We start from the raw sequence: 11,322 nt of genomic DNA, 5'->3' as shown, positions 1-11,322 counted from the left end.
CACCACCCCCCAGGTCATGCCTTCGACAGGGGGACACAGTCATGCCGGACCCGGAGGCCAGCGGCCCCGTTGCGGAACCGCAGAAAACATAACGGGGGCGCCGCTGCGGGGCAGCCCCGGATTCCCACCGGGTTCCCTCTTGCGACGCACCCGCCTGGCGCGGACGGGGCGTACCAGCCGCACCGGTCACTCGAAGGGGCACAGTCCGGTCGTAGCGAACTTTTCAGTGCACGGAGAAGCCGCCGTCGACGTGGATCGACTGCCCGGTGACGTACGCGGAGGCGGCGCTCGCCAGGAAGACCGCCGCGCCCGCGAAGTCCTCCGTGAGACCGTTGCGTCCGACCATCGTGCGCGCCGCCAGGGCCGCCACCTTCTCCGGGTCGGACGACAGACGCCGGTTCAGCGGTGTCATCACGAAGCCGGGCACCAGTGTGTTGACGGTGACTCCGTACGGCGACCAGGCCTCCGCCTGCGAGCGCGCCAGTGACTCCAGCGCCCCTTTGGAGACACCGTAGGCGCCGCTCTGGACGAAGGCGCGGTGGGCCTGCTGCGAGGTGATGTGGATGATCCGCCCGTAGCCCCGGTCGGCCATGGCGGGGCCGAAACGCCGGCCCAGCAGGAAGGGCGCGTCCAGGTTCAGGGCCATGGTGGTGTCCCAGACCTCGTCGCTGAGCTCGCTCATCGGTGGCCGCAGGTTGATTCCGGCACAGTTGACGAGTATGTCGGGCTCACCGAAGGCCTCGACCGCCCGCTCGGCGGCCTCGCGCACGCCTTCACGCGTACCGAGGTCCGCGCCGACCCAGGCCGCTCGGCAACCGAGCGCGCTCAACTCCGCGACGGCCGCGGTCAGTTCCGCTTCCTTGCGCGCCACGGCGACGACGCTCGCCCCGGCGCGGGCCAGCGCCTCGGCGATGCCCCGCCCGATGCCGGAGCTGCCACCGGTCACCAGGGCGACCCGGCCGTTCAGGGAGAACAGTTCTGAGAGGTAGTGCCGCGAGTCCATGGCGGCACCCTAGAAGGGCGCCGCCAGGGGTGGATCAGCGGGGGTGCGATGCAGCCATGGGGTGGCCGTGTTCCGAGTACTCCCAGGTCAGGAACATGCCACGACGGAACTGCCCGCCGCCTCCCGACGTACGGGGCCACCGCGTGCGAACTCGGAGCCGCCACCGCGCACGGGTGCTCGGGCGGATCGGCCGCCGGACCCGCTTCTCGGCGGACACCGGCTTCGCGCTCGCCGACCCGCTCAGCCCAGAACGAGCGGGAGCCGCTCGGCGAGGGTGCCCAGCGCGGTCTTCTCCGTATCGGTCGGTGTCCGCCGTCCGGTGCCGATCAGCAGCGCGGCCTTGTCGGAGAACGAGGTCGGGAACGGGGTCCACGGCGATCGCGAGGACCGGCCGGGCTCAGTCGCCGGTGAGGACGACCAGTTGCCGGGTCGCCCGGGTCATCGCGACATAGCGGTCGACCGCTCCCGCGATACCCGTGCCGTACGTCTGCGGGTCGACGAGTACGACCAGGTCGAATTCGAGCCCCTTGGACAGTTCCGGGGTCAGCGACCGGACGCGAGGTGTCGCCCGGAACGTCGGATCGCCGATGACACAGGCGATCCCGTCCGTGTGCGCGGCGAGCCAGGTGTCGAGGACCGAGTCCCGGTCCGCGACGGATCCGTGGACGACGGGGACGCCGTTGCTGCGGATGGAGGTCGGCACGTTGGCGTCCGGGAGCGCGGCCCGGATGACCGGCTCGGCCTCCGCCATGACCTCTTCCGGGGTCCGGTAGTTGATGCTCAGCGAGGCCACCTCGATCCGGTCGAGCCCGACCCGCTCCAGCCGCTCGCGCCACGACTCGGTGAACCCGTGCCTGGCCTGCGCACGGTCTCCGACGATGGTGAAACTCCGGGACGGGCAGCGCAGCAGCAGCATCTGCCACTGCGCGTCGGTCAGCTCCTGGGCCTCGTCCACGACGACGTGCGCGAACGGACCGGCGAGGAGATCCGGTTCGGCGGTGGGCAGTTCGGACTCGTCGACCATGCTGACCTTGGCGTCCTCGCCGCGCAACATCGTCACCAGGCCCTCGCCGTCGTCACCGTCGGCGCCCGAGTCGGCCGCGGCCTCTATCAGGTTGTCGACGACCTGCGCCATGCGCTCGCGCTGGGCGGCGAGGGTGGCCTCGTGCCTGCGCCTGCGTCGCGCCGACTCCGGGTCGCCGAGCCGCTGCCGCGCCGCGTCCAGGATCGGCAGGTCGGACACCGTCCACGCCCGCGGTGCCGCGCGCTGCAGCCTCCGTACGTCGTCGGGGCCGAGCCAGGGAGCGCACATCCGCAGATAGGCGGGCACCGACCACAGGTCTCCGACGACGTCGGCCGCTTCGAGCAGCGGCCAGGCGCGGTCCAGGGCCCCGGTCAGCTCGTCGTCGTGCAGCAGTGCCCTGCGGAACAGCTCGGGCGGGACGTCGCCGTCGTGCTTGTCCAGGAGGATCGTGAGCAGGGCCTCCCAGATCTGGTCACGTGCCTCGTTGTGCGGAACACCAGGTCCCGGCGTCTCGAACGCCTCGGCCCAGTCGTCGGCGCTCAGCCGGACGTCGGCCCAGGGGGTCGCGACCGTCATCCCCTTCGCCGGCGGCTCCTCGTAGAACCTGACGGCCGTCTCGACCGCCCCGACCATGCGCGCGGACGACTTCAGGGAGGCCACCTCCGTGTCGGTCTCGTCCGGCGCTCCGGCTCCCTCCGCGACGAGGTCCCGCAGGGTGCAGGTCTGCACACCCTCCTCCCCGAGGCTGGGGAGGACATCGGCGACGTACGCCAGATAGGGCTGGTGCGGGCCGACGAACAGCACTCCGCCCCGACGGTGACCGAGACGGGGGTCGGAGTAGAGGAGGTAGGCGGACCGGTGCAGTGCGACGACCGTCTTGCCCGTGCCCGGACCGCCGTCGACGACGAGCGCTCCGCGGGAGCCGGCGCGGATGATGGCGTCCTGGTCGGCCTGGATGGTGGTGAGCACGTCGCGCATCCGGCTCGACCGGGTGCTGCCCAGGCTGGCGACGAAGGCCGAGTGGTCGTCGAGCGCGGCATGTCCTTGGAGGCCGTCGGCGGTGAACACCTCGTCCCAGTAGTCGCTGATCCGGCCGCGGGTCCAGCGGTACCTGCGCCGGCTCGCCAATCCCAGCGGGTTGGCATGGGTCGCCGCGAAGAACGGCTCGGCCGCGGGGGAGCGCCAGTCGATCAGCAGCCGTCGCCCGTCGTTGTCGGTGAGGCCGAGCCGTCCGACGTACAGCGGCTCGGGGTCGTCCGCACGGATGATGTGCCCGAGACAGAGGTCCAGGCCGAAGCGGCGCAGGGCGCGCAGCCGACCGGTCAGCCGATGGATCTCCGCGTCCCGCTCCATCGCCTCCCGGCCGATGCCGCCGGGCGCTTTGCGCTCGGCGTCCAGTCGGTCGGACAGTTCGGTGATCGCCTGGTCGAGGCTCTCCGCGATGGCCGCGAGGTGCCTCTCGTCGCCGCCGATCAGCAGCGGGTCCCGCTTGGGGGCGAGGTGGTCGGGAAGGTCGAACGCGCTCGTGGTCAGAGAGTCCATGTCACTGGCTCCTCCCGGTTCGGCATCGCCGCGCGGACCGTCAACCGGCAAAAACGCACGCACTTCGTGAATCACCTTTTTCTGCGGTTACTCGCCTTGAGTGCGCGATTCTGCAGCAGGATGGGGGCCTTGCCGCAAGCCCCCCGGTGCGCTATAAGTTGAAAGTGGCAAGGAGTGGTTGTTCCTGCTTGCCCTGCTCACCCGCCGCGAGAAAGGGCCCCAGAAGCCCGAGCGGTTCGTCGGGCCGGTGCAGCGAAATGATGGCGTCGCAGTCTTCGATGCCGTGGCCAACGACATGATCCGCCGCAGGCCGTGGTTGCCGTTCCAGTGCTCTGCCCACCGGCCGGGCACCGATGGCCATGGCAGGGGAGGTCGACCGCGCCGTACGGCCGGCTGAAGTGACCAGGGGCGAGGGCGTCCGTGATCCCTGACAAGCCCTGTCAGGGACAAGCCCTGTCAGGGACAACTCCTGTCAGGGACAACTCTTGTCAGGGACAAGTCCTTTCATGCGGGCCGCAGCTCGAACCAGTCGAAAGCCGCGCTGCCGCGTGTGGCGTACATGCCGAAGACCCGGCCGGTGAAGCCCCCGGCGACCTCGGTGGTGAGGTAGCGGCCGTCGAGTTCGGCGAGGACCTCGAAGGCGCCGCCGTCCGTCTCGTAACCCAGGCGGAGTGTGTCGGGGCCGCCGGCGCGCAGGCCGGGCGGGGGAGCCGTCGCCGGGTCGCGGGAGGTGATCGTGGGCGGCAGGACGCCGGAGGTGGTGATGTCGATGCGCAGCCGCAACGGACCGGCGGGGACGGCTCGTTCGGCGATCGACTGGCTCAGCGGGCCGATCCTGGCGACCGCGCGGACCGTGCCGTCGGCCACCTCCACCTCGTAGTGGTGTGCCTCGTCCAGGCGTACCGCGAGCCCGCCCCGGCCGCCGTCGGAGACCTCGACCAGTGTGCGCGCGGTGCAGTCGGGGTCGCGCTGCCGCCGCCCGACGAAGAGAGCGCCCGGAGTGTCGAGACTGTCCGCGCGGGCGTGCAGAACCAGGTGGCCGGGCCGTTCGTCGAGCCGGACGGCTTCCGGGTCGGCCCGTCGAAGAGACACCCAACACGGCGCGAGACCAGGGGAGTCGAAATCGTCGCGGTCCGGCTCCGGCGGCCAGGGATGAGGGGTGAGCGCCGGGGCCTGCGCACGCGGTTCCAGCGGTCCGGGCAGTGGCCACCCGTCCTCCCACCGCACCGGAGCCAGGAACGTCTCCCGGCCCATCCCGTGGTACATCGGCGTGTCACCCCGGGGCCTGGTGCCCAGCAGCACCATCCACCAGGTGCCGTCCTGCGCCCGCACCAGATCGCCGTGCCCGGTGTTCTGCACCGGATGGTTCGTACTGCGATGGGAAAGCACGGGGTTGGCCGGGTGCGGTTCGAAAGGGCCCGGCAGCGTACGGGACCTGGCCACCGACAGGGCGTGGCCGCGTTCGGTGCCGCCCTCCGACAGGAGCAGGTACCACCAGCCGTCGATCCGGTAGAGGTGCGGGCCCTCCGGATACTGCAGTCCGCTGCCCGACCACATGGGCACCGGATCTCCCTGCGGTTCCCCGGACTTGGGGTCGATGCGGACCCCGCGGATCCCGTCCGCAGAGAACACGCACCAGCAGGTTCCGTCCTCCTCCCAGACCAGGTCCGGGTCGATGCCGGGAACGCCGACCGGTACCGGATCCGACCAGGGTCCCGCCGGGTCCTCGGCGGTCACCAGGATGTTGCCCGCGCCGGCGACCACGGTCGTGATCAGCCAGAACAGACCGTCGTGGTGGCGCAGAGTGGGCGCGTACACCCCCGTGGAGGCGGCGGCGGTGTCGGGCAGCGCCAACTGCGACGGCCGGTCCAGCACATGCCCGATCAGCCGCCAGTGCACCAGGTCACGGCTGTGCCACAGGGGTACGCCCGGTACGTACTCGAAACTGGACGTCGCCAGGTAGTAGTCGTCGCCGACCCGGCAGATGCTGGGGTCGGGGCTGAAGCCGGGTATGACGGGGTTGTCGAAGTGCGTCATGTCCGTCCCTGTGGAGTGCGGCCGGGCAGTGCCCAAGGGTGCCCAAGGGTGTTCAAGGGCGGGGCTCGGGGAGCCTACGTCGAAGCGCTTCCGCAGGCACCGGCCTTGCGGAGAATGCCGCCAGGAGCGGGTCCGGGGCCTGGCGTCTCCCGGGTTCAGTCGGTCGCCGCGACACCGACCCCGATGGCGATGAAGAGCCAGCCGCTCACGCGTTCCCACCGGCGTCGACAGGCCGGACCGAGCACGGTACGAAGTCGCGCGGCGACGCCCACCAGGACGAGCCAGTAGACGACACCGACGGCCACGTCGAGGAGGCCGAGAAGGAAGATCTGCCGGGTCAGGGCCCCTCCGTGGTCGTGGTCGACGAACTGGGGGAGGACGCTGAGGAAGAAGAGGGCCGCCTTGGGATTGAGCACGTTGGTGAGGAAGCCCTCCAGAAAGCTGCCACGCCGGCTGATGTGCTGCCCGGACGTGGCAGCGGAACCACCTACCGCTGTCATCCTGGACTCAGTGGCTCCAGTGGCTCCAGTGGCTCCAGTGGCTCCGGTGGACGCGTCGCGGTCCCGGCGCCGTGCGGTGAGCAGTGCTCGTACGCCCAGAAAGATCAGGTAGGCGGCGCCGGCCAGTTTGATCACGGTGAAGGCGAGCGCCGAGCGGGTGGCGATGACGGAGAGGCCCAGGGCCGCCGCGCACATGTGGACGCACAGTCCGCCCTGGGCGCCCAGGGCGGCGGCCCGGCCCAGCGCCGGACGCCGGGCCGCCGCCCGCACGATGACCAGGAAGTCCGGACCGGGGATCAGATAGGCGAGCAGTACCACGCCGAGGAATCCCGTCAGGTCGACCGACATGCGCCCGCTCCGTCCTGTGCGCCCGGCCGTCGGGCACACGTGACTGTGGGGTTCCACGGTGCGTGCGGGTCATGCGGCGGATTCGTGCCGAGCCGGGGTGCCGGGGTGCCGGGCAGCGGGCCCGGTGGCACTCAGGACGCGGCGTTCATCAGATCGAGGGCACTGTGCTGGCGGGCGGCGTCCGTCCTGTCCAGGGGGCCGTACCAGCGCAGGCCGTACTGGTCGAGGGGATTGCGGTCGGCGGCGTAGGCCTGGGCGGCCTGTCTGTTGAGGTACGCGGTGTAGGGGCGGTCGGACAGGACCGCGTTCAGTTTCGCCAGACCGCGTACGTCGGCACCCTTGAAGGACGCTCCGTCGGCGCCGCAGTCACCCGACTCGCAGGGGTCCCTGAGGATGCCGGCCGAGGTGTTCAGCTTGGTGGAGACAGTGTTGGCGTCGGCGATCCGGCGGGCGGCGGCGAGCACCGAGGAGTCACCCGTGGCCTTGTGCAACTCCACCAGGCCGCCCACGAGTTGACCCTGGTTGTAGGACCAGACCGTGCTGTCGCCGACCTTGCAGGTGCTCAGACTGAGGCCGTCGCTCACCGTCTGGTCCGCGTTGATCATGCCGCTCCCCTGGAACCAGTTCCAGTCCGCCTTCGCACGCTGAAGGTAGGTGGTGTCGCCCGGGATGCGGTTGTGCAGGGCGGCGTTCAGTTCGATGTACAGGGAGTTGGGGATGGCGTTCTTCACCGTCTTCGCGGTGCTCCACCACACCCCGCCGCCGCATGTGCTGTCCCAGTAGGAGGCCATGTAGTCCGCGTCGGCCCGGGCCGTCGCCAGATAGCGGGGGTCGCCGGTGAGGTCGTACGCCGCGATCCAGGTGAGGCCCCACCAGCCGGTGTCGTCGATGTAGTCGTTGCGGAACTGCCCGTCGGCCGCGTTCACTTGCAGGTCGTAGGTGCGGCCTATGGCGTAGGTGTAGCTCTTCATGCCGGTGACCCGGATGTTGTCGATGACGGCGTGCAGCGCGTTGGCCGAGTTCCACCAGCCGGTGGTGTCGAACAGGCCGGTGCCGTAGTTGTAGAACTGCATCTGCGCGGTGGCCGCCGCGGTGCGCCGGTCGGCGGCGTTCCAGGTGGACCGGGCCCACGGTGTGCAGACGATGTCGGTGCGGTCGACGGCCTTGCCGCAGGCGCGCAGGGCGCCGACGCCGTGGCCCGCCCAGTCGTCGACGTTGTACATCAGCGTCCGCCAGCCTGTCTGACCCGCCGGGGTCTTCGTGGCGCCGAGGCGGCTGTTCGAGGCCCAGGTCCGGCCGCCGTCGTAGGAGCGGTCGAGCCACACCTCGTCCCCGGGGCTGCCGTTGCCGACGGAAGCCCAGCCCATGGCGTCTGCGTCGTTGAAATGCAGCTCGAACGTCCGCGAGAAGAGCGTGGCGGTGACGGGTCTGCGGTCCTGACCGCTGAGGGCCGGATCCCGTGCGTCGCAGTACTTGTTGCACACCGTCGCCGCCGGTGCCGCCGCCGTCTCAGGGGCCGCGGTGGAAGGTGGGGCGGCCTGGATCAAGAGGGTCGACATCGTTGTCAGAGTGAGGGCGAGAGCTGCGAGTGACGATCGTCTGGCGCGCATGGAAGAACTCCCGAAGGCTTGCCGAACACTGCGGTGGGGGCACAGGGGCTGGTCCTTGGAAAGGCTCGGCGTGGACGCTAACCGGAACCGGTTGGCAGGTCAATGGTCCGGTTGAATGTTCATGTTCAGCCGCTCCCGACAGAGGAACCCGGCGGACAGCCGGATGGCGACCGGGTGGCGACCGCCGGACGACCGGCGGACGAAGAAGTCGTGTCGCACCCCTTGACCGTTGCCGTGAAGGCGCCTCACAGTTCCACTAATGCGCATTACTTATACGCATTAGCAAGCTGGGTTCGGCCCTCGGCGGCCGGGTGAGGAGCATGGTGGAGCAGCCCAGGAAGGGACCAAGGCGTGGGCGGACCCCCGCGGCGACCGGACGCACATCCCGGCCGCGGCAGGCGGAGGTCGCCCGGCTGGCCGGAGTGTCCCAGGCCACGGTGTCCCTCGTGCTGTCGAACAAGGCGCAGGGCTCGGCGATCTCGGACGAGACACGGCAGCGGGTGCTCGACGCGGCCCGCAGCCTCGGCTACGTACCGGACCCGGCGGCCCAGCGGCTGGCGGCGGCCCGCAACAACCTGCTCGGCGTCTACAGCTTCACGGCCACCTTCCCGACCGACGTGGAGCACTCGTACTACCCCTTCCTCGTCGGGGTGGAGCGGGAGGCCGCCGCGCGCGGTTACGACCTGGTGCTGTTCACGGGGTCGAGCTCCGGCGGCGCCAAGGCGGGCGGGCCCGAGGCGCTCAACCGGGTCCGGCTCGCGGACGGATGTCTGTTCCTCGGCCGGCACGTCCCGATCGCCGAACTGAAACGGATGGTCGCCGACGGGTTCCCTGTGGTGCACCTCGGCCGCCGCGAGGAGCTGGAGGGGCTGTCCTGGGTCGGCGCCGACTATGTGAGCGCCAGCAGCGAAGTGGTCCGGCACCTGGCGTCGTCGGGGCACCGCCGGATCGTCCTGGTCCGTGAGGACGACGACGCGCCCGCCTCCACCGACCGCCAACAGGGCTTCCTGGAAGGGCTGGAGGCGGCCGGACTGCCCGGCGGGTCCGGGGCCGTCCTGCGCTGCGCCGACCCTCGGCGCGATATCACCCCCGAACGGCTGCGGGGCTGGATCGCCGAGGGTGTCACCGCCTTCGTCGCGGAGGAGACCGACACCGGGGGTGCCTGGCGAGCCCTGCGAACAGCCGTCGACGAGGCGGGCTTCACCTGCCCGGGTGACGTGTCCCTCGCGCTCCTCGGCAGCCCTCCGTCCGACCTTGCCGGGGATCCGCAGCCCACCGGATTCGACGTCCCACGGCACCAGTTGGGCGCGGCCGCGGTCCGGATGCTGGCCGCACTCGTGGCGGGGGAGGCGGCCGAAGAACCCCTGGTCGCCTGTGCCTTCCGGGCCGGTGCGACGACCGGGAGCCCACCGGAGCGGCGATGACACCGGCCTGGATCGCAGGAGTCGGACCACCAACCGAACCAACAGACCGAACCGAACCAACCGAACCAACAGACCGAACCGAACGAACAGGCCGAACAGGTCGAACCGAACGAGCAGAACCAGCACACGAACCACCAGCAAGGAGAAGCGTGATACCGAAAGCCGACATCCTCATCGTGGGCGGCGGGCTCGGCGGCGTGGCCGCCGCGCTTGCGGCCTGCCGGGCCGGACGCAGTGTCGTGCTCACCGAGGAGACCGACTGGCTCGGCGGACAGCTCACCTCGCAGGCCGTGCCGCCCGACGAGCATCCGTGGGTCGAGCAGTTCGGCACCACCGCCTCGTACCGGCAACTGCGCGAAGGCATCCGGCAGTTCTACCGGCAGTGGTACCCGCTGCGCGCCGAGGCGCTGGCCCTCACGGACCTCAACCCGGGCGCCGGACGCGTGAGCAAGCTCTGCCACGAGCCGCGCGTCGCGCTCGCCGTCATCGAGGCGATGCTCGCGCCCCACCGGGCCGCCGGCCGACTGACCGTCCTCACCGACCACCGGCCCGTCGCGGCCGAGGCCGACAACGATGTCGTACGGTCCGTGACCCTGGAGCACCGCCACGACGGCGGCCGACAGGTCACCGTCTCCGCCCGTTACGTGATCGACGCCACCGAGACCGGTGAACTCCTCGACCTCGCGGGTGTCGAGCACGTCATCGGAGCCGAGGCACGGTCCGAGTACGACGAACCGCACGCCCCGGACGAGGCCCAGCCGCTCAACCAGCAGGGCATCACCGTGTGTTTCGCGCTCTCCCATCACGAGGGCGAGGACCACACCGTCGAGCGGCCCGCCGACCACGACTTCTGGCGGGAGTACCGGCCCGACTTCTGGCCCGGACCACTGCTGGGCTTCGAGGCACCGGATCCCCGTTCCCTGGAGTCCGTACCGCGTACGTTCGAGCCCAACCCCGAGCTCGACCCGCTGGCCGTGAGTGCCGACCAGAGCGCGGACGCCGGTGACAAGGAGCTGTGGGGCTTCCGCCGAATCCTGGCGCGAAAGCTGCACCGCCCCGGCGCCTTCGACTCCGACATCACCCTCGTCAACTGGCCGCTCAACGACTACTGGCTGAAGCCGCTCGTCGGGGCGGGGGCACGGACCGGCGCCGAAGCGGTCGCCGGAGCACGGCAGTTGTCGTTGTCGGTCCTCTACTGGCTGCAGACCGAAGCGCCACGCCAGGACGGCGGCACCGGATTCCCGGGCCTGCGTCCGCGCCCGGACGTGACCGGCACCCCGGACGGCCTCGCGAAGGCGCCGTACGTCCGCGAGTCGCGCCGGATCAGGGCCGTCACCACCGTCACCGAACACGACGTGGCGATCGACCTCGTCGGACCCTACGGCGGCACCAGGTACCGGGACTCCGTCGGAGTCGGCAACTACCGCATCGACCTGCATCCCTCGACCGGCGGCGACAACTACATCGACATCGGCTCGGTGCCCTTCGAGATCCCGCTGGGCGCACTGCTGCCGAGGCGGGTCCGCAATCTGCTGCCCGCCGGCAAGAACATCGGCACCACCCACATCACCAACGGCTGCTACCGGCTCCACCCGGTGGAGTGGAACATCGGCGAGGTCGCGGGCGCGCTCGCCGCCCACTGCCTGGCCGAGGACGTCGAACCCCACCAGGTCCAGGCCGAGGACAAGCGGTTCGAGGAGTTCGCGCGCGGCCTCGACCGTGACGGCGTACAGCGCCACTGGCCCGACGTACGGGGCTACTGAGATCGAGGGGCGGGCGGACGGGCTGCGCCCAGCCCGTCCGGCCCGACCGGTGTCGCGCATGACTGACAGAG

At 70.7% G+C, this 11,322-nt stretch carries 8 protein-coding genes, 1 pseudogene and 1 riboswitch; of the genes and pseudogenes, 2 read left to right on the top strand and 7 right to left on the bottom strand.

Annotated elements, in window-relative coordinates:
• Positions 1-54: 54 nt before the first annotated feature.
• Positions 55-141: riboswitch (cobalamin riboswitch) on the bottom strand.
• Positions 142-223: 82 nt separating this feature from the next.
• The 7 genes and pseudogenes from ACIOKD_RS13850 to ACIOKD_RS13820 form a co-directional block, all read right to left on the bottom strand.
• The gene (locus tag ACIOKD_RS13850) at positions 224-1,003 is read right to left on the bottom strand and encodes an SDR family NAD(P)-dependent oxidoreductase (RefSeq protein ID WP_402082553.1); all 780 of its coding nucleotides are present in this window, start codon (positions 1,001-1,003) and stop codon (positions 224-226) included.
• Positions 1,004-1,243: 240 nt separating this feature from the next.
• Positions 1,244-1,369, bottom strand: a pseudogene (locus tag ACIOKD_RS13845) (maleylpyruvate isomerase); the annotation flags it as partial.
• Positions 1,370-1,400: 31 nt separating this feature from the next.
• Positions 1,401-3,569 carry an RNA polymerase recycling motor ATPase HelR gene (helR, locus tag ACIOKD_RS13840; RefSeq protein WP_402082551.1) on the bottom strand — a complete coding sequence of 723 codons (2,169 nt, stop codon included), beginning with the start codon at positions 3,567-3,569 and terminating at the stop codon, positions 1,401-1,403.
• 151 nt (positions 3,570-3,720) lie between these two features.
• Entirely contained in the window at positions 3,721-3,930 is a 210-nt protein-coding gene (locus tag ACIOKD_RS13835) for a hypothetical protein (protein WP_402082548.1), read from the bottom strand.
• 143 nt (positions 3,931-4,073) lie between these two features.
• Positions 4,074-5,606 (bottom strand): glycoside hydrolase family 43 protein, encoded by a 1,533-nt coding sequence (locus tag ACIOKD_RS13830; protein WP_402082545.1) that lies wholly within the window; start codon positions 5,604-5,606, stop codon positions 4,074-4,076.
• A 155-nt stretch (positions 5,607-5,761) separates the two neighbouring features.
• Positions 5,762-6,454 (bottom strand): LysE family translocator, encoded by a 693-nt coding sequence (locus tag ACIOKD_RS13825; RefSeq protein ID WP_402082542.1) that lies wholly within the window; start codon positions 6,452-6,454, stop codon positions 5,762-5,764.
• Between the two features lie 131 nt (positions 6,455-6,585).
• Positions 6,586-8,013 (bottom strand): glycoside hydrolase family 76 protein, encoded by a 1,428-nt coding sequence (locus ACIOKD_RS13820; protein ID WP_402082540.1) that lies wholly within the window; start codon positions 8,011-8,013, stop codon positions 6,586-6,588.
• A gap of 371 nt (positions 8,014-8,384) precedes the next feature.
• Here ACIOKD_RS13820 and ACIOKD_RS13815 point away from each other — a divergent pair, with 371 nt between their 5' ends.
• Both ACIOKD_RS13815 and ACIOKD_RS13810 read left to right on the top strand, forming a co-directional pair.
• Positions 8,385-9,488 (top strand): LacI family DNA-binding transcriptional regulator, encoded by a 1,104-nt coding sequence (locus ACIOKD_RS13815; protein ID WP_402082537.1) that lies wholly within the window; start codon positions 8,385-8,387, stop codon positions 9,486-9,488.
• Positions 9,489-9,637: 149 nt separating this feature from the next.
• Positions 9,638-11,251 (top strand): FAD-dependent oxidoreductase, encoded by a 1,614-nt coding sequence (locus ACIOKD_RS13810; protein ID WP_402082534.1) that lies wholly within the window; start codon positions 9,638-9,640, stop codon positions 11,249-11,251.
• The last annotated feature ends 71 nt before the right edge of the window (positions 11,252-11,322 follow it).

Source organism: Streptomyces sp. NPDC087844 (genome assembly GCF_044742785.1).
Classification (GTDB): Bacteria; Actinomycetota; Actinomycetes; order Streptomycetales; family Streptomycetaceae; genus Streptomyces.
The sequence above is the reverse complement of the archived record's forward strand: the minus strand, read 5'-3'. Positions and strand labels throughout refer to the sequence as shown.